This is a genomic window from Ruegeria sp. G10, assembly GCF_056533645.1.
In genome coordinates this window covers 12,727-34,249 of sequence record NZ_JBQFOQ010000001.1, presented here as the reverse complement: position 1 = coordinate 34,249, position 21,523 = coordinate 12,727, and the positions used below count along the sequence as shown (strand labels likewise).

Here is a 21,523-nt window from a genome sequence, read left to right as displayed (position 1 = left end):
AGGACCAATGCAGCCACTGGCGGCTTCCTAAGCCAAAGCCGCCAGTTGCATGTATCTGAGCGAAACCACGGCAGCGCGTCGCCCTATGGCTCAGCCCTGTTCGGCGCGTACGCCATCCGCAATCTGCAGCATCTGATCGGCAGGCAGGAACCCGCGCAGCATCTCGGTGCCCAGCACAAACGATGGGGTGCCCGAAATCCGCATCCGCTGCGCCAGTTCACGGGTCTGGGCGATTTCCGCAGTTACCGCGTCACTGTCCATCGCGGCGACGATCGCGTCGCTGTCTAGACCCAGCCCGTCCGAGATGCGGCGCAGGGTCACCTCGGACGGTTCGCCGCTGAACTCCAACAGCGCGTCGTGGACTTGCTTATACGCATCATCGCCCGCCACCTGTTTGGTCGCGATAGCAAAGCGCGAGGACACGACCGAGGCATCGCCCAGAATGGGCAATTCCTTGATCACCAGCCGGATGTTGCCATCTGCAGCCAGCAATTCGGCCACTTCAGGCACGGCGCGGCGGCAATAGCCACAGCGATAATCCATGAACTCGACCAATGTGATGTCGCCGTCGGGGTTGCCACCCACCCAGCTGTAGCCGTCGTTAAACAGCGCGTCGGCATTGGCGGCGATCAGTTCCTTGTCCGCTGCAGCTTCGGCAGCGGCGTTGCGTTCTTCCAGAATGTTGATCGCCTCGATGATCACTTCGGGGTTCTCCAGCAGGTATTCACGCACTTGCGCACCGAATTCGGCCCGCTCGGCGTCACTCATGGCGTTCAAGTCCAGCGCTTGGGCCGGAGCGGCCAGCATGGAAAGCCCCAGCAGGGCGGGTGCGGTGTGTCTGAGGATCATTTTCGCTTCCTTTTTTGTTTGTTCGCCCGTTCCGAGGCAATCAGCACGTCTTGTGCTCTTTGCCACCCCGGAGACCCCTCGGGCAGCAACCCGATGGCGCGTTTGGCATGGATGCCTGCATCGTCCATGCGACCATGCAAAGCATATCGTTCTGCGGTGACCGTCGAGGCCATCCCGGTGTTGCCGACCTGCGCATACGCCGCGCCCAGATCCTGCATCAGCCGCGCATTTCGGTAGTCCCGTGCGCGCGCCCTTTCTAGCGCTTGCAAGGCGTCCTTTGTCTGTCCGTCTGCCAGCAGGGCGCGCCCGTAACCGGCCAGGATCAGCGAGTCGTTTGGTGCCATATCAACAGCTGCGCCGTAAGCTGCAACCGCTTCTTTCACGCGGCGGTTTTCCAGCAGGATTTGGCCTTTCAGCTCATAGAAAAATGGGTCGTCCGGTCGGATTTCAAGGGCTTTGTCGATCGCGGCGCGTGCCCGGGGGAGATCCCGGTTCTGGTGGTGTGCCGAGGCTTCGCGCATCAAGCGGATGTCGGGGGCGGCCTCCTCAGCCGCGCGGCGCAAGGTCCAGCCGGGCGCGCGCAGCCATGCGGACAGTTTCCCTTTGACCCGTGCAAACCAATAGTCAGCATCTGAATTCGGCTGCGCCTGATCACCAAACTCGTCCAGAAAGTGCTCGGCCGCGCGCAGGCGTTCGCGGCTGGTCGGATGGGATCGCATATAGGGGTCCTGATTGGCCTCGCTCAGAAGCTCTTGTCCGGCGAATTTGCGATGCAGGTTAACCATCCCGCGTGGCGAGATGCCCGCCCATCTCAGATAACTGGCAGCGCTGCGGTCCGCCGAGGCCTCCTCAGCGCGAGTATGACCCAAAAAGCTGCGCAGCGCGGCCCCGGTAGCGCCCGTTGCGATCCCGGCGGCTGCTTCGCCGCCGCCCGCTGCTGCGACGACCAAGGCGAATACATTGCCCAGCCGCGCATTGCGTTGCGCCGCGCGCAGGTTTTCCACGCGCCGGGCAAGATGCCCGTTTGCGATATGGGCCGCCTCATGCGCGATCACGGCCTGCAGCATCTCGGGCGTGTCGACCGACAGGATCAGGCCGTAGTTCACATAGATCGTGTTGTGGTCGATGACGAAGGCGTTGAACGTGTTGCTGTTGACCACCAGAATGCGCACACGGTTGGTGTTCAGGCCCGCCGCGCGCAAAATCGGAAAGGCGAGTTCGCGTAATCCATGTTCGACATCGGCATCGCGGATCAGGCTTTGGGCCTGGCTCTGCGCGCTCGACGCCAGCCACATCACCGCAGCCAGCATCAGGGCCGGGATTGACGCCAGCCTGGATACGCGTTTCAAAGCCATGGCCGCAACATGGGAGATGGGCATGAGAAACTCAACCCGGTCCGGGGTTGATCCGTTCATTGTGATGGACGTGATGGAAGCCGCGCGCCGCGCCGAAGAGGCTGGGCGGCATATCATTCATATGGAAGTCGGCCAGCCCGGCACCGGTGCCCCAAAGGGCGCGACCGAGGCACTGGTCAAAGCGATGGACCAAGGCCCGTTGGGATACACCGTTGCGCTGGGTTTGCCAGCCCTGCGCCAGCGGATCGCACGGCTGTATGGCGAGTGGTATGACGTCGATCTGAATCCCGAGCGCGTGGTGATCACACCCGGTTCCTCGGGCGGGTTTCTGCTGACCTTCACGGCGTTGTTCGACAGCGGCGACCGCGTCGGGATCGGCGCGCCGGGCTATCCGTCTTATCGGCAGATTCTGAAGGCACTGGGGCTGGTTCCCGTCGATCTGCCCACCGCACCCGAAAACCGGTTGCAACCGGTACCTGACGATCTCGCCGGGTTGAACCTGCAGGGCCTGATGGTGGCGTCTCCGGCCAATCCCACAGGCACGATGCTGGATCGCGCCGCGATGGGTGCGCTGATCGAGGCCGCGCACGGGCAGGGCGCCTCGTTCATCAGTGACGAGATTTACCATGGTCTGGAATATGAGGCCAAAGCCGTCACCGCGCTGGAGCTGACGGATGAGTGCTACGTGATCAATTCGTTCTCCAAGTATTTCTCGATGACTGGCTGGCGTGTGGGCTGGATGGTGGTGCCCGAGGATCAGGTGCGCGTGGTCGAGCGGATCGCGCAGAATATGTTCATCTGCGCCCCTCATGCCAGTCAGGTCGCGGCGTTGGCGGCGATGGATTGCGAGGATGAGTTGCAGGCCAATCTGGACGTCTATCGCCGCAACCGCGCACTGATGCTGGAAGGGCTGCCCAAAGCCGGATTTGCCAATATCGCACCGCCCGACGGCGCGTTTTATGTCTATGCCGATGTCTCGGACCTGACCGATGACAGCCGCGCCTTCGCGGCTGAGGTTTTGGATAAGGCTGGCGTCGCCGTCACGCCCGGGCTGGATTTTGACCCTCTGCGCGGTCATACCACACTGCGGTTTTCCTATGCGCGCGCGACGGCAGACATCGAAGAAGGTCTGGCCCGCCTGCAGCGTTTCATGGCCGAACGCGCAGCGACGGTGACACCAGCCTAGGCCGTTCACAAAGACCGGGGGATGCTGTAGGTTAAGCTTCAAACGATCTCGGGAAAACTTGAGGCTATGAGCAGGATTTTCTACTTACTCGCCCTGTTTTGGGCGCTCACAGGTGCTGCGCTCGCGCAAGAGTTCAGCGCGCTGGCCCGCGTATTGCCAGAGCAAAGCCGGATCAGTGATGAGGGACGGTCAGATGTCAGGCTTGATCTGGGCCTCAGTCAGGGTGTGCCGTACCGCGTCTTCACCTTGCGCGATCCCTACCGGATGGTACTGGATTTTCAAGAGGTTGACTGGACCGGTCTGGACCGCCAGAGCTTTCTGCAAACCACCCGCATCAGCGGTGTTCAATATGGGGCCTATGTGCCCGGCTGGTCCCGGTTGGTGCTGGAGCTGGGGGCACCCCTTGCGATTGAAACAGCCGAGTTGCGCGTTGATGAGACCTCGGGCGCCGCGCATCTGACCCTGCACCTGACCGGCACGGACTTTGACAGTTTTGCCGCCAGCGCGGGCGCTCCGCGCCAGCCCGGGTGGGATTTGCCCGAACCCGCGTTTGTTCCCGACGCCCGCGCGCCACGCGATCGCAACAGCCTGCTTGTGATGCTGGATCCCGGGCATGGCGGCATCGATCCGGGCGCCGAGGTGGAGGGCACCAATGAAAAAACCCTGATGCTGACCTTCGCGCGCGAGCTGCGCGAGACGCTGCTGCGCGCTGGCGGTTTCGAAGTGGTCATGACGCGCAGGGACGACCGTTTTGTAAGCCTTGAGCGGCGCATCGCCCTGGCACATCGTGCCGGTGCGGATGTGTTCCTTTCGCTGCACGCCGATTCCCTGTCGGAAGGGCGCGCGCATGGGGCGGCAGTCTATACGCTTGCGGATGAGGCGTCGGACGTGGCCAGCGAAAAACTGGCGGAACGTCACAACCGTGGCGATCTGCTGGCCGGGATTGATCTGAGCGGCTCTGATGATCAGGTGGCCGACGTTCTGCTGGATCTGGCACGACAGGAAACCAAACCGCGCACGGATGCCTTGGCGCGCGCTGTGGCAGACGGGATGGCGCAGCAGGGCGGGCCGATGAACAGCCGCCCGTTGCGCACTGGTTCTTTTTCGGTCCTCAAGGCCGCTGACATCCCATCCGTTTTGATCGAGCTTGGCTTTCTGTCCAGCCCGCGCGATCTGAAGAATGTCCGGAACCCGGAATGGCGCGCCTCGATGGCATATGGTATCGTGCAGGGGCTTGAGGCCTGGGGGCAGGCCGATTTGGTCAACCGGTCGCTGGTCGGGCAATAACGCAGCGGCGCAAAACAGCCATTGAAGGCTTTCGTGTTTTGACCCGGAACAAGCGGCCCCCTATATAGGCGGCACCGCGAGAAAAAGGCAGTAACGTGATCCGGTTTGTTCTTTCGTTTTTCGGGGCCATCTTCAGCCTCGTCACATTGGGTATCTTCATGGCCGCGCTGGTTATCGGCGCGATCTTCTGGATGTATGGGCGCGATCTGCCCAGCCATGAGTCGCTTGCGCAGTACAAACCGCCCACGATCAGCCGGATCTACTCGGGCGAAGGGCAGCTGATCGACGAGTTCGCGCAGGAACGCCGCCTGTTCACGCCGTCCGAGGAAATTCCCGATCTGGTCAAACAGGCCTTTATCTCGGCAGAAGACAAGAATTTCTATACCCATCAGGGCTATGACCCACGCGGCATCGTTGCGGCCGGGGTCGAGGCCGTGCGCACCAAAGGTGAAACCGTGCGCGGTGCATCGACCATTACGCAGCAGGTGATGAAGAACTTTCTGCTGTCCGGCGACCGCCGCGCCGAACGCAAGATCAAAGAGATCATCCTTGCCACAAGGCTTGAGGATACGCTGGACAAGGAACAAATCCTCGAACTTTACATGAACGAGATTTTTCTGGGCCAGAACTCTTATGGGGTGACTGCGGCGGCGCAGACCTATTTCAACAAGACGCTTCAGGAACTGGCTCCGCATGAGGCCGCGACGCTTGCCGCGATGCCCAAGGCCCCGTCGGATTATCACCCAGTTCGGCAAAAAGAGCGCCTGCTGGCCCGCCGCAACTATGTGCTGCGTGAAATGCAGCAAAACGGCTATATCGATCAGGCGACCTATGAGGCCGAGGTCAATGCACCGCTGCGCTCGGTCCAGAATGGTGACTTTGAAAGCTTCCGCACGGCCTTGCCGCCTCGCGACTACTTCACCGACGAAATCCGCCGCCAGCTGAGCGAGGATTTCGGTGAGGGTGAGTTCTTTACCGGTGGCTTCACGGTGCGCGCCTCGGTGGATGAAGAGATGCAGGTCGAAGCCGCCAAGGCCCTGCGCACCGCGCTGCAGAAATACGACCGCTCACGCGGGCGCTGGCGCGGCACGGGCGAGGTGATCCCCGAAGAAAAGCTGGCGGATGAGGCGCAATGGCGCGAGGCGCTGGCGATCATGGAAATCCCGCGCGACGTGGTGTTGCCGACGCAATGGTATCCGGCGGTCGTGCTGAACGTGGCCGATCAATCTCTGACCGTCGGGATCGAAGATGGCCCGGCGGACGGCACCATTCCACGTTCGGACATCCAGTGGATGCAGGGCGACTTTGCGGCCAATTTCAAACGCGGCGACGTGATCCTTGTGATGGAAGGCGAAGAAGGCCAATGGTCCGCCCGTCAGGTGCCCGAAGTGCAGGGTGGCTTTGTTGCGATGGATGTGAACTCGGGTCGTGTTCTGGCCATGCAGGGCGGGTTCTCGTATCAGGACACCGTGTTCAACCGCGCCACGCAGGCGCAGCGCCAGCCGGGATCGAGCTTCAAGCCCTTCGTCTATGCCGCCGCGCTGGACAGTGGCTATAGCCCCGCGACCATCGTTGTGGACGCGCCGATTGAGGTGAACACGCCGCAGGGTCTGTGGCGTCCGAAGAATTCTTCGAACAAATTCTATGGGCCAACGCCGCTGCGCACAGGGATCGAACAGTCGCGGAACCTGATGACCATCCGTCTGGCGCAAGAGGTCACGATGCCGGTGGTCGCGGGCTATGCCGAACGCTTTGGTGTCTATGACCGCATGGGGGCGTTTCTGGCGAACTCGCTGGGGTCCGAGGAGACGACGCTCTATAAGATGGTCGCGGCCTACGCGATGTTTGCCAATGGGGGTGAACGGGTTGAGCCGACGCTGGTCGACCGGATTCAGGACCGGTACGGCAAGACGATTTATCGCCATGACGATCGTCAATGCGTGGATTGTAATTCAAGCTGGCTGGAACCTGATGAGGCCCCGCAGATCATCACCGACCGCAGTCAGGTGATGGATGCGATTACGGCCTATCAGCTGACCTCGATGATGAAAGGCGTGGTGGATCGCGGCACGGCCTCGGCCCATGTCAAGCTGCCGGTGCCGACAGCGGGCAAGACCGGGACGACCAACGAATCCAAGGATGCGTGGTTCATCGGCTTCACCTCGAACATCGTGGCGGGCTGCTATATCGGCTACGACCGCCCGCGCCCGATGGGGCGGGGGGCCTATGGCGGGACGATGTGTGGCCCGGTGTTCCAGAGCTTTATGGAGAAGGCCGTCGAGAAATACGGTGGTGGCCCGTTTGAAGTACCTCCGGGTGGTCAGTTCATCAAAATCGACCGGTTCAGCGGCGCGCGCTTGCCAGCGGATGCCTCGGGCGACTATGTGGTGGCCGAGTATTTCCGGGATGGCGTAGATGGCTTCATCGACCGGGTTTATGACGGTGGGTTCGCCGTGGGCTCGGAACTACCGCTGTTCGAAGAAGTGACCCGTGGTGGTCGTCAGGTGACGACCTCGACCGGGAACACGATCACCGTTGGGCCCAACGCAAGTCAGGGTGATCTGCAGGGCGGCGGGCTTTATTGATCCGCGATCTTTAGGAACAGGTGCAGCAGATCGGCCTCACGGTCGGTCTTAATCAGTCCATTGGCCCGCCAAAAGATCGACAGCGCGCATTTTGCAGCAGCCCATTGGGCTAGTCGGTTAACGTCTACGCTCATCACGCTGGCATAAAGTTCCAGGCATCGTTCGATCTGGCTGCGTTGCCGCACCAGCGCCGCCATGCCCTTGGGGTGGCGCAGAGCATTGGCCAGTTCAAAGGCCGGATCGCCGAGATAGCCTTTGGCATCTATGACCCGAGGGCCTTGGGTGGTTTGGATGACGTTGTCGGGGTGCAGATCGCCGTGCAGCGGGACGGCGATGGGCTGGCTGTCCAGCAGGGTGCGTGCCAGAGCGATCGCCCGGGCCATGTCATGCTGCAGTTGCGGGTTGCATTTCGGTGAGAAGCGGATTGCGAAGATCGGGTCGAAGACCTGCTGCAGCGGCTTGAGGCCCGTTGTCTGCACAACCGGCGCGCGATGCAGGCGCTGCGCTGTTTCGGCCAGAGTTGTCAGGGCCGTATTGGGCTGACCTCCTCGCGCCAGATCGCCCAAGGACGGCCCCTCTAGCCAATCCATCAGCACCGCGTCTGCGGTTTCGGCCAGAACCCGAACCGCGCCGCGATCCTGCCAGAGGCGCAGCAGCTTTGTCCCCGCAGCCTCATTCCCCCGATCGCTCCGGCGATAGAGCTTCAGGGCGGCGTAACCGTCAGCCGTCTGCGCCTTCCAGACCCGCGCGTGGCCGGTATCGGCGACCTGTTCCAGCAGGCTCAGACCCCATTCGTTTGCAATCTCTTCCGCCGCGCTTTGCATTCCGATCCCGCCCGTCTTGTGGTGGCCCGCACCTCTTGCTATCACGCAGGCCTGATTGAGCAAGTTGGGACAAGACCATGCGCGCCGAAACCCAGAACATCGTGGCGGAAATCGAAAAGTCGCTGGAGCTGCTGGCGCAGCGCATGGACTATGAAACCGCGCCGCACCGGTTGGAGGAATTCAACGCGCGCGTCGAGGACCCGAACCTGTGGGACAATCCCGAGAACGCGCAGAAGCTGATGCGCGAACGGCAGATGCTGGTCGATGCCATCGAGACCTATGAGACCATCAAGACCGATCTGAGCGACAATATCGAGCTGATCGAACTGGGGGAGATGGAAGAGGACGAAGAGGTCGTTCAGGATGCCGAAGCGGCCATCAAGGCGCTCGGCGCGAAGGCCGCCAAGAAAGAGCTTGAGGCGCTGCTGGACGGTGAGGCGGATGGCAATGACACCTTCCTCGAGATCAACTCGGGCGCGGGTGGGACCGAGAGCTGCGACTGGGCCTCGATGCTGGCGCGGATGTACGTGCGCTGGGCCGAGAAGAAGGGCTATACGGTCGAGCTGCAGTCCGAGACGGCGGGGGAAGAGGCGGGTATCAAGTCTGCCGCGTACAAGATTTCCGGGCACAATGCCTATGGTTGGTTGAAATCCGAGAGTGGCGTGCACCGGCTGGTGCGAATCTCGCCTTATGACTCGGCGGCCAAGCGGCATACCTCGTTCAGCTCGGTCTGGGTTTATCCGGTGGTGGATGACAATATCGAGATCGAGGTGAACCCGTCGGATATTCGCATCGACACCTACCGGTCGTCAGGGGCCGGTGGGCAGCATGTGAACACGACGGATTCGGCGGTGCGGATCACGCACATTCCCACCGGCATCGTGGTGACGAGTTCCGAGAAATCGCAGCACCAGAACCGCGATATTGCAATGAAAGCGCTGAAATCGCGGCTGTATCAGCAAGAGTTGGATCGCCGGAACGCCGATATCAACGCGGCGCATGAGGCCAAGGGCGATGCGGGTTGGGGCAACCAGATCCGGTCTTATGTGTTGCAGCCTTACCAGATGGTAAAGGATTTGCGGACCAACCATGAGACCTCGGACACCAAAGGGGTGTTGGACGGGGATCTGGACGGGTTCATGGCGGCGACGCTGGCATTGAATGTGGCCGGAAAATCCCGGTCCGAGGCGCAGGGCGACTGAGGTTTCTGGGGGCTCTGCCCCCGTCGCGGCGGGCCGCGCCTCCCCCGGGATATTTCTGGCCAGATGAAGCAGGGATCCCTGCAGATTCGATCGGAAAAGATACATCTAAACAGTGGGTTTAAATGAGAGAGCGGCTTGGCTAGGCTGAGCGGCGAACGCCTTATGTGAGCCTGCCGATGACCCTGCACCAAACCTCTGCCAAAGATCTGTTGAGCGATCTTGCCGCGCGGCGCGTTTCGGCGGTCGAGGTGATGCGGGCGACGCTGGATCGGATAACGGAGGTCAACGGGCAGGTGAATGCGATCGTCGCGCTGCGCGATGAAGACGCGCTGTTGGCCGAGGCGCGGGTGCTGGATGCGGGGCCGGTCGTGGGACCGTTGCACGGTTTGCCGATTGCGGTGAAAGATCTGGTGAATGTGGCGGGGGTGGTTTCGTCGCAGGGTTCGCCCTTGTTCAAGGACCATGTTCCGCAATCCGATGATCTGATCGCGGCCCGGATGCGGGCGGCGGGGGCGGTTTTAATTGGCAAAACCAATTCACCGGAGTTTGGATTGGGGTCGCACACCTTCAATCCGGTCTATGGTGCAACGCGGAACCCCTATGATCCAGCGCGGACCTGTGGCGGGTCATCGGGCGGTGCGGCGGTTGCGCTGGCTACCGGGATGGTGGCGCTGGCCGATGGTTCTGACATGATGGGCAGTTTGCGCAACCCGGCCGCATGGAACAACGTTTACGGGTTCCGGTCCAGCTGGGGGTGGGTGCCGTCCGAGCCGGTTGGTGACAGCTATTTGCATCAACTGTCGACCCTCGGTCCGATGGCGCGCAGCCCTGAGGATATTGGGATATTGCTGGATGTGATCTCGGGCCCTGATCCGCGGATGCCGTTGAGTTTCGACAGCCCGGATGTGTCGCCAGTAAGCCCGGTCGATCTGCGCGGGATGCGGATCGGGTGGTTGGGCGATTGGGGCGGGGCCTTTCCTTATGAGGCCGGGATCGCCGATCTGTGTGAGACCGCTCTGGACGTCATGGCGCAGCTTGGGGCGCAGGTCGAGCCGGTCGCTCCACCGTTCGAGGCGGAGCGGATTTGGGACAGTTGGATTACCCTGCGGTCGTGGAGTGTGGCAGCGGGCCTGGAGGTGTTGTCGGACCGCAAGGCGGCGCTTAAAGACAGTGCGCAATGGGAGCTGGAGCGCGGATTGGCGCTGAGCGCGATGGAGGTGCATCATGCCAGCGTGATCCGGTCCGAGTGGTTTCGGCGGGCGGTGGATGTGTTTGGCACCTTCGATGCACTGGTGCTTCCGGCGGCTCAGGTCTGGCCCTTTGAAGTAGATCAGCCTTACCCGACCGAAATCGCAGGGCAAGCGATGGATACCTATCATCGCTGGATGCAAGTGGTGACGCCGGTCAGCCTGCTGGGTTTGCCCTGTCTGGCCCTGCCTGCCGGGTTCGGTACGCAGGGATTGCCGATGGGTCTGCAGATGTTCGGGCCCCGCGGTTCGGACGCGAAACTACTGGCGATGGGGGCGGCGTACCACGAAGCGACGCGCTGGCCGCAGAACAGACCGGCCATTCAGGTCGGCTAGGGGAGGAGAGACAGAGAATGGACAAACCCTTTGGTGTTCCGACGATGCAGCCGGTCGACACGGCCATGCTGAAAGAGGCGCTGCGCCGGGCGTGGCAGGATTACCGCCGCGCGCCGCTGTTCGGGCTGCTGTTCGCCGGTTTTTACGTGTTGGCGGGTTGGGCGATGGCCTGGGTTACACTTCAGACCGGGACATCTTTCTGGCTGGTGCTGGCTGCGATTGGCTTTCCCCTGATCGGCCCATTTGCGGCCGTGGGGCTTTATGAGGTCTCGCACAGACTGGAACAGGGCGAGCCGCTGGATTTTGGCGCCATTTTCGGTGTGGTCGTGCAGCAAAGCCGTCGGCAGCTGCCTTCGATCTGCGCGATCATTGTTGTGATCTTCCTGTTCTGGTTCTTTTTGGGCCACATGATTTTTGCACTGTTCATGGGATTGTCGACGATGACAAATATCTCGTCATCGTTTGAGGTGTTTCTGACCCCCAACGGGCTATCGATGCTGGTCATAGGAACAGCCGTAGGGGCCATCTTTGCGATCTTGTTGTTCATGATCACCGTGCTGTCGATACCGATGCTACTGGATCGCGAACTGGATTTCGTAACGGCGATGATCTCAAGCTATGCCTATGTTGCCGCGAACAAAAGTGTGATGCTGGGGTGGGGGGCGTTTATCGCAATCTTCACTTTTCTGGCGATGATACCTTGGTTTCTGGGCCTGTTGGTGGTTCTGCCGCTATTGGGTCATGCCAGTTGGCACCTTTATCGGCTGATCACTTTGGATGAAGGTGCGGCCTGATTGGTCAGCGCGCGGTTGGCGCATGTGGGGCGTGTCGCCTCAGCCGCAGGGCGGCGGCCAGGTCATAGGCCAGATGATGCAGGTTCAGTTGCCGAACGTTGGGGCCACTGACCGTGTGATCGGATAGCCGGAGCATGTAGCCCGCCCAATGCAGACTGCCCTCTGAAGGTTGTTGCGACAGCACCATCAGGCGGCGGTCCTGCGCGCAGCGGCGGGACATCAGAACACAGACCTGTGTCCCGTTATGGGCAACGATACCTTGCAGTTCGCGCTGCGGTGCAGTTGCTCCTGGCAAAACCGAGCGCGGCTCGTAGCCGCGCAGCAATGCGCAATGGCCGATATGGCGCACATGCAGCAGCCGATGACGTGTCCTTGGATCGGTGTCAGCGCCTGTTTCAATCGCATGATAGAAACCGGGCGCAAACCGGAGGTCGGGGCCAGCCGCAAGAAAACGGTCGAGTGTTTCTGAGGCCGGATGGTCAACGGCTGGTTCAATATCATCCAGCGGTTTCAGAAGGATACGCGCATCGACGGCAAAGAAACGACAGATACGGTCCAGCACATCCGGGCGCGGAAAGCTCTCGCCCGAGAGATATCGGTTGAACTGGGTGCGATTGATACCCAGCCGGCGGCAGACTTCCGAAACCGAAGGATACCTGTTCGCAAGACGCCGAAGGTTTGCACCGAACATTCTGCGGAGGTCATCGGGGCTGCGGGTGGTTTCGGTCATATCTGTGCCAGCGTGTTGCGGTATTTCAGGAAAACACGATCGCAACGGCGGTTAGGCCGAACGTCTTGCAATAAAATCGTAAATGTGACCCCAGCGAAGATGAGATGCGGCTTCGCTACGGGGCACACGCTAGCGCTCTATATGGCAAAATCAATAGGTTTTTGGCTCATTTGCATGATCTTTTTCTGGGTGTAGATCAAAGGAGCCGAAATTCAAAACCGCGCGTTTGGTGCCGCGCGGTTTTGGTGTCGAAGCTTGGGCCGCACAGGGTTTCGTTGACCCGTCTGCGGACGTCCGACCTGCGCTTAGTCCCCGCGCAGCAGCGCCGCGACTCCGGTGCGCGCAACCTCTGCCAGCCCCAGAGGGCGCATCAGGTCGGCAAAGGCGTCAATCTTGTCGGGCGCGCCGGTGATCTCGAAAATGAACGAGTTCAGCGTACTGTCGACCACATTGGCGCGGAAGATATCGGCCAAGCGCAGCGCCTCGACCCGTTTGTCGCCTTCACCAACCACCTTGATAATTGCCAATTCACGCTCGACCGAAGACCCTTCGACCGTCAGGTCATGCACATCCCGGACCGAGACGATCCGACCGAGCTGGGCCTTGATCTGTTCGATGACCTGCGGCGTACCGTTGGTGACGATGGTGATGCGACTGAGGTGACCAGTGTGGTCCACTTCGGCCACTGTAAGGCTATCGATGTTGTACCCACGACCCGAGAACAGACCGATGACCCGCGCCAGAACGCCGGGCTCGTTTTCGACCAGCACTGCGATGGTGTGCTGTTCCTGCACATCCGAGAAGATGGGGCGTAGGTTGTACGCGGAATGGCGGGAGGAGCCTTTGACGATGTTGAGCGGGGTCATGGATTTTCCTGTCGTCTTAATGGAGCGGAAAGAGGGGCGCTGAGTTGGCGGGTGACTGCCGTCACACATACGATAATCGCAACAAACGTGACCGGAGCAAAGGCAAGCCGCATGCTGACGTTCGCCAAATCGGCGAAAGCCATGAGAAGAAAGGCGGGTGTAATGCCGAGCCACATCAACCCTGCAAGGATCAGCCCGGGCGCATTGCCACCCAAAACTCCGGCCCGCAGCATGAACAGGGCCGTGGGTGCAAGAAGCGCCGATTCATAAAACCATAGGTAGGGAGTAGACGATACAATACCCAGCAGGAGGATCGCAGCCTTCAGATCAAAACCGATTTTCGGACTGCGCCAGGTCAGAAAGACCATCAGTGCAGCGAGGGCGGTAAGCATCCATTGCAGAATCAATGCAATACTGTCTGACAGGCCGAAGCTGGAAAACGTAGAGAATGCACTGATCATCAGCGTGTTCTGTTGGCTGGCACCACGAATGTTGTCGAAGTGCATTTGCATCATATTGTACATTTCGGTCCAGTATTCGACGCCCACAACAAAGGTTGCGAATACTGAAATCACGATTGTCGTTACCGCTGCAGATAGGAACGTCGGCCAGGCGGCCACGGCTATCAGCGCAACCGGGATTAGGAGCCCAAGCTGTGGTTTTAGTGTCAGCAAACCAATGACGACGCCGGCGAGGATTGGTTTACCTGCCCGCAAAAGCGCCAATGCACCGACAATGCCAGCGGTCCACAGGATGCTGGTCTGACCCATCATCAGGTTGGGCAACACTGCAGGTGCCAGCGCAAATCCGAGCCAGACAGGTGTCACGCCGCCAGAAAACGGTCGAAAAGCTACCAAAGCGGCCAAAACAGACACGACTGTAAATACCATCCACGCGCCGGAAAACGACAAGACGCCGAGGGGCATCAATGCCACGAGGAAGCCTGCCGGATAAGCCCAAGGCATCCAGTCTTCATCATCCAGCCCATGGACGCTCGACAATGCATCCATACTAAGCGCATCCAGAGGCGCGCCCAGAGCAGCCAATCGAGCGGCAGCCCAAAAAACGCGAAAATCAACGGAAGCGGCTGTTTCTCCGGTTTCATGCAATTCGCGCCAACTGCCCAAAATCCAGAATGCGCAGAACACCATTAGCAGAGCCGGTATAAGCGTCCCGACCTGCCAACCTCTGCGCGTTTGGAAAATCAACAGGCGCGCGTCAGCTTCTTTAATCTGCTGATCGTGATCCAGTTTCATCTATCTCACTTGCCTCAATAGTTTTTTTCATAATGTCTCATACTAGGGTTTCAGACCAGAACCGAACCTTTGGAGTCGATCACACCTTGCGTTTCGGCCTCACCCAGCAACATTTCGTTATGCGCCTTGCCTGATGGGATCATGGGGAAACAGTTCTCGTGCTTTTCAACCAGGCAATCAAAGATCACCGGACCGTCATAGGTGATCATCTCCATGATCGCGTCATCCAGATCAGCAGGGTCAGAGCAGATGATGCCCTTGGCGCCGAACGCCTCGGCCAGTTTGACGAAATCGGGCAGGGCCTCGGACCACGAATGCGAGTACCGCTCACCATGCAGCAGTTCCTGCCACTGGCGAACCATGCCGAGGCGTTCGTTGTTCAGGATGAACTGTTTCACCGGCAGGCGATACTGCACGGCGGTGCCCATTTCCTGCATATTCATAAGCCACGACGCTTCACCGGCCACGTTGATCACCAGCGCCTCGGGATGCGCCATCTGCACACCGATCGAGGCCGGGAAACCATAGCCCATCGTGCCCAGACCGCCTGAGGTCATCCAGCGGTTTGGGTCTTCGAACCCAAGGTACTGCGCCGCCCACATCTGGTGCTGACCGACTTCGGTGGTGATGTAGCGGTCATGCTTTTTGGTCAGCTCTTCCAGCCGCTGCAGCGCGTGCTGTGGCTTGATGCTCTTTTCGCTGGGGGTGAAGGCAAGACAGTTGATCTTGCGCCAGTCGGCGATCTGCTTTTGCCATTCGGCCACGGCGGGGGCGTCGGTCTTGCGGCCGCGCGACTTCCAGATGTTCAGGATATCTTCCAGCACATGGCCGACATCGCCAACAATCGGGATGTCCACCCGGATGACTTTGTTGATCGAGGATGGGTCGATATCCACATGCGCCTTGATTGATTTTGGCGAAAAGGCATCAATCCGTCCGGTGATCCGGTCATCAAAGCGTGCACCTATATTGATCATCAGATCGCAGTCATGCATCGCCATGTTGGCCTCATAAAGACCATGCATCCCCAGCATCCCCAGCCAATTCTTCCCCGAAGCCGGATAGGCCCCAAGACCCATCAGGGTCGAGGTGATGGGGAAGCCCGTCGCATCTACCAATTCCCGCAGCAGTTGGCTGGCCGCGGGGCCGGAGTTGATGACGCCGCCGCCCGTGTAGAAGATCGGCTTCTTGGCGGTCTCCATTGCGGCCACCAACTCGGTGATCTCTTCCAGATCCCCCTTCAAGACGGGTTGGTAGTGTGAAGTCGAAGGTTTGGGCGTTGAATACTGCCCGGTTGCAAACTGTACGTCTTTGGGAATGTCGATCAGAACCGGGCCGGGCCGGCCTGAAGTTGCGACATGAAAGGCTTCGTGCAGGGTGTTCGACAGCGAATTGGTATCCTTCACCAGCCAGTTATGCTTGGTGCAAGGGCGGGTGATCCCGACGGTGTCGGCCTCTTGAAACGCATCCGAGCCAATCATGAAGGTCGGCACCTGTCCGGTCAGAACAACAAGCGGGATCGAATCCATCAACGCATCGGTCAGGCCAGTCACCGCGTTGGTGGCACCGGGCCCGGAGGTTACAAGGGCAACGCCCGGTTTGCCGGTCGACCGCGCATAGCCTTCGGCGGCGTGGATCGCGCCCTGTTCGTGCCGCACCAGAATGTGACGGATATCATTTTGCAGAAAGATCTCATCATAGATCGGTAGCACGGCGCCGCCGGGGTATCCGAATACCGTGTCCACGCCCTGATCCTTGAGGGCCTGAACCACCATCTTTGCGCCGGTCATCTCACGTGTCATCTGCTTTGCTCCGTTCGCGACATGTGTCTTGCGTTTTGCCAAAAAAAAGCCCCCGAGATTTTTCGGAGGCGCATGGGTTCGATTATGGTTTACCGTCACCGGCCCATGCGCGTGGTTCCTACGATTACGACTAGCGCTTTCATCGCCAGAGGCTCCTTCTTTGCGTGCAGGGACATTATGAGCGGCGCGCGGGGGCGTCAACAGGCAATTCTACAAATTTTCTATCCTGATGGCGGTATTTTGCGACATATTGTTGCGCCATTTGCCGCATGATGGGAATTTCCGCGAATTTCGTACTGATTTTGGCGTGTCCGGGGTGCTGCGCGAATGTCCGAAAGCGTCAGTGAAGTGTCTGAAATGGGCATGATCAGACCCTTTCTCTGCGCCACGCTGGGTGCAGGCGTATGACTATCGGAGGTCAGAGATGCTGCATGATCTGGTAGATCTGGGGCGGTACCCGATCGATTGCCCGGATTCGTGGGCCTATAACCGGATGATCGAGGATCTACGGCGCGAACTGGAACGGGACGGATGCGCCGTGCTGCCCGGTTTCGTGCATGAAGCCGGACTGGAACATCTGGTGCGAGAGGCTGAAGCCACCGCCCCGCAGGCACACCGATCGTTCAATCGGACCAACGTGTATTTCACGCAGGATGATCCGCGCTTTGGTGTCGGGCACCCGCTGCGCCGGTTCTATGATCGCTCGAACGCCTTTGTTCCCGCCGATAACTTCACCAAGGATGGCCCCCTGCGGAGGATCTATGAATTCGAGGGGTTTCTACCCTTCATCCGTGCGGCATTGGCGGAGCCCGAGGATCGCTTTTTCCGCTATGATGATCCGCTGGCCGATGTGATCATAAATGTGGTCGAGGAAGGGCAGGGCTTTCCCTGGCATTTCGACACCAACAATTACACGGTCACGTTGGCGATCCAGAACGGAGAAGAGGGTGGGGCGTTTCAATACGCGCCCAACCTGCGCAGCGCCGAGGATGAGAATTTTGCGGATGTGGCCTCGGTATTGGATGGCAACATGGGGCGGGTGCGCACGCTGGAACTGCAGCCCGGAGACTTGCAGATTTTCCGTGGCCGGTACTCGCTGCATCGGGTCGCGCCGGTCAAGGGGCCGCGGCGGCGGTATGTCGGGATATTCTCATTCGTCGAAACCGAGGGCATGTGTGGCGGGGTCGAGCGCACCCGGCAACTGTATGGCCGGGTATTGCCCCACCATTATGAACGCGAAGGCGTGCGCGGGGATCAGTTGATCGACTGAACTGTGCTAGACTGAAGACATCGGTCAGGGGAGGGTCGGTTGATGCAGATCGTGCAACTCACGCCATTTGTCCTGTGTTCTTCGCTGGACGCGCAGGTTGCGTTTTATTGCGACCGACTAGGTTTCGATTGCACTTTCCGGCAGGACAATTATGCCTTTCTGCGCCATGGCCCGGTGGCGATCCGGCTGCTGGAATGCCCGCCGCGCCCCGATGGGCGGGCTTTGGGGGATGATCAGTCCTTCTACATCGATGTAAAGGGTATCGACGCCCTGTTCGAAAGCTTGCGCCCGGGTCTGGACGACCTGCCCGAAGGGCGCGTGCGCCCGCCCTTCAACCAGCCGTATCAACAGCGCGAGTTCCATGTCATCGACGAGGATGGCACGCTGGTGTTTTTCGGAGAAGACATCAGCCCGCGCGGCGGCGGCTAGCCCTCCCGCCCGTCGTCAATACGCCTTTGGCGCATCTCCTTCGGTTGGGCCGGGCAGCGCGTGCCGCGCTGCGGTCAGAGCCCGGGGCTGGTCCCCTGCAGGACGCCATGTTCCAAAGCATAGCGGGTCAGGCCTGCGGTGGAAGAAATGCCCAGCTTGCGTTTGATGTTCTTGCGGTGGGTCTCGACCGTGCGCACCGAGATATCCAGCGCCTGCGCGACTTCTTTGTTGGATTTGCCCTGCGCCAGCTCCAGCAGGATGGTCTGCTCGCGGCCTGTCAGCGCCTCGCGCGTGTTGCCGTCCTTGGGCTCCAGCGATCCGCTGGCGCCGGTGCAGAGGTATCGCTCACCCCGCATGACGGCGTCGATGGCCTGTTTGATCTCTTCGGTGGGGACGTCCTTCAGCACATATCCCTTCGCCCCGTGGCTGAGGGCAGTCGAGATATATTCGGGGCTGTCATGCATGGACAGGATCAGGATGCGGGTGTCGGGCAGGCGTTCGAGGATGATCTCGGTCGCGCTGAGCCCGCTGAGGCCGGGCATGTTAAGATCCATCAGGATCACATCGGGTTGCAGAGCTACGGCCTGATCCGCTGCTTCTTGGCCGTTCGACAGTGTGCCGACCACCTCGATCTCGTCATAGCTTTCCAGCAGCGACTGGATGCCCTCGGCCACCATGGGGTGATCGTCGACAATGAGAACCCGGATCGTATCAGTCATCGGGAACCGGCCTTTCGTTTTGGTGTTGCGTCTTCCTGCGGCGGCAGCAGGTGGCTGAGGGGCAGGCTGACCTCGATCACCGTACCGCTGCGCTGGCCGCGCGAAGATAGGATGCGGAGCGATCCGTCAAGCTGTTCGATGCGTTCCTGCATGTTGCGCAGCCCGATCCCTGTACTGGCACCGTCCGTTTCGCTGCGCAGTCCAATGCCGTTGTCGGTGATCCGCATGGTGGCCCCTTTCTTATGGCCGCGCAGGTCTATGGTGACACGGGTTGCACCAGAGTGCCGCTCGATATTGGTCATCGCTTCCTGGGCAATCCGGTAGAGGGCGATCTTGCTGTCCTGATCCAACCGGTTGCGGAACACGACGGTCGAGAATTCGGTCTCGATCCCCGTCCGTTCGCGGAAATCATCGGTCAGCGCCTTGAGCGCAGGGCCGAGGCCCAGATCGTCCAGTACGCCGGGGCGTAGATCGCGGCTGATGCGACGAACCTCGGTGATGGCGGTGCCTAGATTGTCGATGCCTTTTTCCAGTGGGTCCTGCGCACCCTCATCATCGCCGCGCGACAGGCGGCGGCGGGCATTGTCCAGCGCATACCGCACACCGACCAAAATCTGGCTGATCCCGTCATGAAGTTCGCGCGCCACGCGCCCGCGTTCCTCTTCTTGCGCATCGAACACGCGCTGGGTCAGCTCCTTGAGCTTGGCATCGGCCAGGCGACGTTCGCGGATATTCAGCAGCATGCCCGAGGCGAAGACGATCAGAACGGCGGCCAGAACGATGCCGCCGATATACATGAATGTCCGTTGCACGCGCGCCTCGACCTCGGCGCGGGCATTGGCGACGGTTGCGACAATATCGTCGATGAAAACGCCGGTGCCCACGACCCAGCGCCAGTCCTGCAGGCCGACCACATAGGCGATCATCTGCGCCTCTTCCCCGGTCGATGGCTTTTGCCACATGAAACTGTGCCAACCCGCCCCCTGACGGGCGAGGCTGATGAATTCGTCCACGATCGGCGTGCCATCACTGTCGGTCAGGCCGACCCAGTTGCGGTTGATGAACTCGGTCTGGCGCGGGCTGACCAGATTGTTGCCGTCATAGTCGTAGACGAAGAAAAACCCGTCCTTGCCGTAGATCATCGCCGACAGGATCTGCGTGACCAGATTCTTGGCGACCTCGTCATCGGGCGAGGCGCGCCCGTAGATATAGGCGAACCCGTTGCGCGCCTGGGTCACGTAGTTGCGCAGTTCGTCCTTCTTGGCCTCGATCAGGCGGCGTTCCAGCGCCTGAATCTCGCTTTCTGCCGTTGCGCGCGACTCATAGGCGACCACCAATGCAATCGCCGCCACTGCCACAAGCAGCGGTATCGCCGCGACCAGTGACAGTTTCTGCGCATAGGTCAGCGAGATGAAGTTGCGGAATCCTCCCATGGTCGAATCGATACGCAAGCTGCCGCGAAATTGCAAAAAGATTGGGCGATCCGAGGGCTCGCCCACTGTATTTTGATGAAGATGGAGCAAAAACAGCCTGATTTCTGCGCCCAAGCGCTGAAAAACCGCCGCGGCTACGTAGTAGTAGGTATTCACATTCATCGGCGTGGATTTAGGCTGTCGCGCACTGGAAACGATCGGCTCGAGGACAGCCTTGGGTAATAAATATGTAGGGGAGGAACACTCATATGGATCGTCGTAAGTTTCTGAAAACCTCGGCACTGGGCGGCTCGGCTGCTGCAGCCACCACGCTGGCAGCGCCCGCCTATGCGCAGGGCAAGCGCACCCTGACCATGGTCACATCGTGGGGCCGTGGCCTTGCGGGCGTGTTTGACAGCGCCCAGCGCTGTGCCGACAGCATCACCACCATGTCGGACGGCAACCTGAACGTCGAAATCAAGGCCGCCGGTGAGTTGGTTGGCGCGTTCGAAGTGTTTGACGCGGTTTCGTCGGGTCAGGCCGATATGTATCACGCGGCTGACTATTACTTTGTCGGTCAGCATCCGGGCTACGCGTTCTTCACAGCTGTTCCCTTCGGCATGACCGCGCAGGAATTGGTGAACTGGTACTACCATGCCGGTGGGATGGAGCTGCATGATGAACTGGGCGAAATCTTTGGCCTGAAATCCTTCCTGGCCGGTAACACCGGTGCGCAGGCGGGTGGCTGGTACGCAAAAGAGATCAACAGCCCCGAAGACTTCAACGGTCTGAAGTTCCGTATGCCGGGTTTGGGCGGCAAGGCTCTGGGTAAACTGGGCGCATCGGTGCAGAACATTCCGGGTTCGGAAGTGTATCAGGCGCTGTCGTCCGGCGCGATTGACGGAACCGAGTGGATCGGTCCGTGGGCCGACGAAAAAGCGGGCTTCCAGGAAATCACCAAGACTTACTACACCGCTGGCTTCCACGAGCCGGGCGCGGGTCTGTCGCTGGCGACCAACCGCGAAGTGTTCGACGGTCTGACTGCTGCTCAGCAGAAGATCATCGAGATCGCGGCTGCTGAAGCGCACCAGTGGAACCTGGCCCAGTTCCTGGCCAACAACGGTGCCGCTCTGCAGCGTCTGCAGGCCGGTGGCGTCAAGGTCATGGAATTCCCCGACAGCGTCTGGGATGCCTTCGGTCAGGCCAGCCAGGAAGTTCTGGACGAGAACATGGGCGACGAGCTGTTCAAGCGCATCCATGACAGTGCCATGGAATCGATGGCCGCTTCGTCAGGCTGGAACAACCTGTCTTCGGGCGTCTATACCGCGCAGCGCGACCGCGTGCGCAGCTAAAGCGAGATCCAAGAAACCGGTT

Annotated in this window: 18 protein-coding genes; 9 read left to right on the top strand and 9 right to left on the bottom strand. The window is 60.3% G+C overall.

Annotation, left to right across the window (positions count from 1 at the left end; genetic code table 11):
* Positions 1 to 90 precede the first annotated feature (90 nt).
* Both ACR0KM_RS00150 and ACR0KM_RS00145 read right to left on the bottom strand, forming a co-directional pair.
* Complete coding sequence (locus ACR0KM_RS00150) at positions 91 to 849, bottom strand: DsbA family protein (RefSeq protein ID WP_480857317.1); 759 nt, start codon at positions 847 to 849, stop codon at positions 91 to 93.
* Complete coding sequence (locus tag ACR0KM_RS00145) at positions 846 to 2,228, bottom strand: M48 family metalloprotease (protein ID WP_480857319.1); 1,383 nt, start codon at positions 2,226 to 2,228, stop codon at positions 846 to 848. The genes ACR0KM_RS00150 and ACR0KM_RS00145 overlap by 4 nt, the downstream gene beginning before the upstream one ends.
* Here ACR0KM_RS00145 and ACR0KM_RS00140 point away from each other — a divergent pair.
* The 3 genes from ACR0KM_RS00140 (at position 2,227) to ACR0KM_RS00130 (ending at position 7,262) form a co-directional block, all read left to right on the top strand.
* Positions 2,227 to 3,390, top strand: a complete 1,164-nt coding sequence (locus tag ACR0KM_RS00140; RefSeq protein ID WP_480857321.1) for a pyridoxal phosphate-dependent aminotransferase — start codon at positions 2,227 to 2,229, stop codon at positions 3,388 to 3,390. The two genes, ACR0KM_RS00145 and ACR0KM_RS00140, sit on opposite strands and share 2 nt — an antisense overlap.
* Positions 3,391 to 3,456: 66 nt before the next feature.
* Positions 3,457 to 4,677 (top strand): N-acetylmuramoyl-L-alanine amidase, encoded by a 1,221-nt coding sequence (locus tag ACR0KM_RS00135; protein WP_480857323.1) that lies wholly within the window; start codon positions 3,457 to 3,459, stop codon positions 4,675 to 4,677.
* Between the two features lie 95 nt (positions 4,678 to 4,772).
* A complete protein-coding gene (locus ACR0KM_RS00130; RefSeq protein WP_480819694.1) occupies positions 4,773 to 7,262 on the top strand; it encodes a penicillin-binding protein 1A in 2,490 nt (829 codons plus the stop codon).
* On the opposite strand, the gene ACR0KM_RS00125 is transcribed toward ACR0KM_RS00130, so the two are convergent.
* On the bottom strand, positions 7,256 to 8,131 hold the full coding sequence (locus ACR0KM_RS00125) for an aminoglycoside phosphotransferase family protein (RefSeq protein WP_480857325.1): 876 nt from the start codon (positions 8,129 to 8,131) through the stop codon (positions 7,256 to 7,258). The genes ACR0KM_RS00130 and ACR0KM_RS00125 overlap by 7 nt on opposite strands.
* A gap of 32 nt (positions 8,132 to 8,163) precedes the next feature.
* Here ACR0KM_RS00125 and prfB point away from each other — a divergent pair, with 32 nt between their 5' ends.
* The 3 genes from prfB (at position 8,164) to ACR0KM_RS00110 (ending at position 11,665) form a co-directional block, all read left to right on the top strand.
* On the top strand, positions 8,164 to 9,288 hold the full coding sequence (prfB, locus tag ACR0KM_RS00120) for a peptide chain release factor 2 (RefSeq protein ID WP_480857326.1): 1,125 nt from the start codon (positions 8,164 to 8,166) through the stop codon (positions 9,286 to 9,288).
* A gap of 176 nt (positions 9,289 to 9,464) precedes the next feature.
* Positions 9,465 to 10,871: an amidase gene (locus tag ACR0KM_RS00115; RefSeq protein ID WP_480857328.1), complete on the top strand. Its 1,407-nt coding sequence runs from the start codon at positions 9,465 to 9,467 to the stop codon at positions 10,869 to 10,871.
* A gap of 17 nt (positions 10,872 to 10,888) precedes the next feature.
* Positions 10,889 to 11,665 (top strand): DUF2189 domain-containing protein, encoded by a 777-nt coding sequence (locus ACR0KM_RS00110; protein WP_480857330.1) that lies wholly within the window; start codon positions 10,889 to 10,891, stop codon positions 11,663 to 11,665.
* 4 nt (positions 11,666 to 11,669) lie between these two features.
* Here the strand turns inward: ACR0KM_RS00110 and ACR0KM_RS00105 are convergent, their stop codons facing one another.
* The 4 genes from ACR0KM_RS00105 to ACR0KM_RS00090 form a co-directional block, all read right to left on the bottom strand.
* On the bottom strand, positions 11,670 to 12,395 hold the full coding sequence (locus tag ACR0KM_RS00105; protein ID WP_480857332.1) for a helix-turn-helix domain-containing protein: 726 nt from the start codon (positions 12,393 to 12,395) through the stop codon (positions 11,670 to 11,672).
* Between the two features lie 305 nt (positions 12,396 to 12,700).
* Positions 12,701 to 13,261: an acetolactate synthase small subunit gene (gene ilvN / locus ACR0KM_RS00100; protein ID WP_480857334.1), complete on the bottom strand. Its 561-nt coding sequence runs from the start codon at positions 13,259 to 13,261 to the stop codon at positions 12,701 to 12,703.
* Entirely contained in the window at positions 13,258 to 14,517 is a 1,260-nt protein-coding gene (locus tag ACR0KM_RS00095) for a glycosyltransferase family 87 protein (RefSeq protein ID WP_480857336.1), read from the bottom strand. The genes ilvN and ACR0KM_RS00095 overlap by 4 nt, the downstream gene beginning before the upstream one ends.
* Positions 14,518 to 14,567: 50 nt before the next feature.
* Positions 14,568 to 16,319, bottom strand: coding sequence for an acetolactate synthase 3 large subunit (locus ACR0KM_RS00090; protein ID WP_480819702.1), 1,752 nt, complete (start codon positions 16,317 to 16,319; stop codon positions 14,568 to 14,570).
* 424 nt (positions 16,320 to 16,743) lie between these two features.
* On the opposite strand from ACR0KM_RS00090, the gene ACR0KM_RS00085 reads away from it, so the two are divergent.
* Positions 16,744 to 17,589, top strand: coding sequence for a HalD/BesD family halogenase (locus ACR0KM_RS00085; protein ID WP_480857338.1), 846 nt, complete (start codon positions 16,744 to 16,746; stop codon positions 17,587 to 17,589).
* A gap of 42 nt (positions 17,590 to 17,631) precedes the next feature.
* The gene (locus ACR0KM_RS00080) at positions 17,632 to 18,018 is read left to right on the top strand and encodes a bleomycin resistance protein (RefSeq protein WP_480857339.1); all 387 of its coding nucleotides are present in this window, start codon (positions 17,632 to 17,634) and stop codon (positions 18,016 to 18,018) included.
* 74 nt (positions 18,019 to 18,092) lie between these two features.
* On the opposite strand, the gene ACR0KM_RS00075 is transcribed toward ACR0KM_RS00080, so the two are convergent.
* Together ACR0KM_RS00075 and ACR0KM_RS00070 are read right to left on the bottom strand one after the other, a co-directional pair.
* Entirely contained in the window at positions 18,093 to 18,737 is a 645-nt protein-coding gene (locus ACR0KM_RS00075) for a response regulator transcription factor (RefSeq protein WP_480857341.1), read from the bottom strand.
* Positions 18,734 to 20,170 (bottom strand): cache domain-containing protein, encoded by a 1,437-nt coding sequence (locus tag ACR0KM_RS00070; protein ID WP_480857343.1) that lies wholly within the window; start codon positions 20,168 to 20,170, stop codon positions 18,734 to 18,736. The genes ACR0KM_RS00075 and ACR0KM_RS00070 overlap by 4 nt, the downstream gene beginning before the upstream one ends.
* A gap of 248 nt (positions 20,171 to 20,418) precedes the next feature.
* On the opposite strand from ACR0KM_RS00070, the gene ACR0KM_RS00065 reads away from it, so the two are divergent.
* A complete protein-coding gene (locus ACR0KM_RS00065) occupies positions 20,419 to 21,501 on the top strand; it encodes a TRAP transporter substrate-binding protein (RefSeq protein ID WP_480819707.1) in 1,083 nt (360 codons plus the stop codon).
* Positions 21,502 to 21,523: the final 22 nt, after the last annotated feature.

What these genes read in the sequence shown, in the direction of transcription:
- ACR0KM_RS00150 (WP_480857317.1), bottom strand. Translation starts at nt 849, where the DNA reads ATGATCCTCAGACACACCGCACCCGCCCTGCTGGGGCTTTCCATGCTG.
- ACR0KM_RS00140 (WP_480857321.1), top strand. Translation starts at nt 2,227, where the DNA reads ATGAGAAACTCAACCCGGTCCGGGGTTGATCCGTTCATTGTGATGGAC.
- ACR0KM_RS00145 (WP_480857319.1), bottom strand. Translation starts at nt 2,228, where the DNA reads ATGCCCATCTCCCATGTTGCGGCCATGGCTTTGAAACGCGTATCCAGG.
- ACR0KM_RS00135 (WP_480857323.1), top strand. Translation starts at nt 3,457, where the DNA reads ATGAGCAGGATTTTCTACTTACTCGCCCTGTTTTGGGCGCTCACAGGT.
- prfB (WP_480857326.1), top strand. Translation starts at nt 8,164, where the DNA reads ATGCGCGCCGAAACCCAGAACATCGTGGCGGAAATCGAAAAGTCGCTG.
- ACR0KM_RS00115 (WP_480857328.1), top strand. Translation starts at nt 9,465, where the DNA reads ATGACCCTGCACCAAACCTCTGCCAAAGATCTGTTGAGCGATCTTGCC.
- ACR0KM_RS00110 (WP_480857330.1), top strand. Translation starts at nt 10,889, where the DNA reads ATGGACAAACCCTTTGGTGTTCCGACGATGCAGCCGGTCGACACGGCC.
- ACR0KM_RS00105 (WP_480857332.1), bottom strand. Translation starts at nt 12,395, where the DNA reads ATGACCGAAACCACCCGCAGCCCCGATGACCTCCGCAGAATGTTCGGT.
- ilvN (WP_480857334.1), bottom strand. Translation starts at nt 13,261, where the DNA reads ATGACCCCGCTCAACATCGTCAAAGGCTCCTCCCGCCATTCCGCGTAC.
- ACR0KM_RS00095 (WP_480857336.1), bottom strand. Translation starts at nt 14,517, where the DNA reads ATGAAACTGGATCACGATCAGCAGATTAAAGAAGCTGACGCGCGCCTG.
- ACR0KM_RS00090 (WP_480819702.1), bottom strand. Translation starts at nt 16,319, where the DNA reads ATGACACGTGAGATGACCGGCGCAAAGATGGTGGTTCAGGCCCTCAAG.
- ACR0KM_RS00085 (WP_480857338.1), top strand. Translation starts at nt 16,744, where the DNA reads ATGCTGCATGATCTGGTAGATCTGGGGCGGTACCCGATCGATTGCCCG.
- ACR0KM_RS00080 (WP_480857339.1), top strand. Translation starts at nt 17,632, where the DNA reads ATGCAGATCGTGCAACTCACGCCATTTGTCCTGTGTTCTTCGCTGGAC.
- ACR0KM_RS00075 (WP_480857341.1), bottom strand. Translation starts at nt 18,737, where the DNA reads ATGACTGATACGATCCGGGTTCTCATTGTCGACGATCACCCCATGGTG.
- ACR0KM_RS00070 (WP_480857343.1), bottom strand. Translation starts at nt 20,170, where the DNA reads ATGGGAGGATTCCGCAACTTCATCTCGCTGACCTATGCGCAGAAACTG.
- ACR0KM_RS00065 (WP_480819707.1), top strand. Translation starts at nt 20,419, where the DNA reads ATGGATCGTCGTAAGTTTCTGAAAACCTCGGCACTGGGCGGCTCGGCT.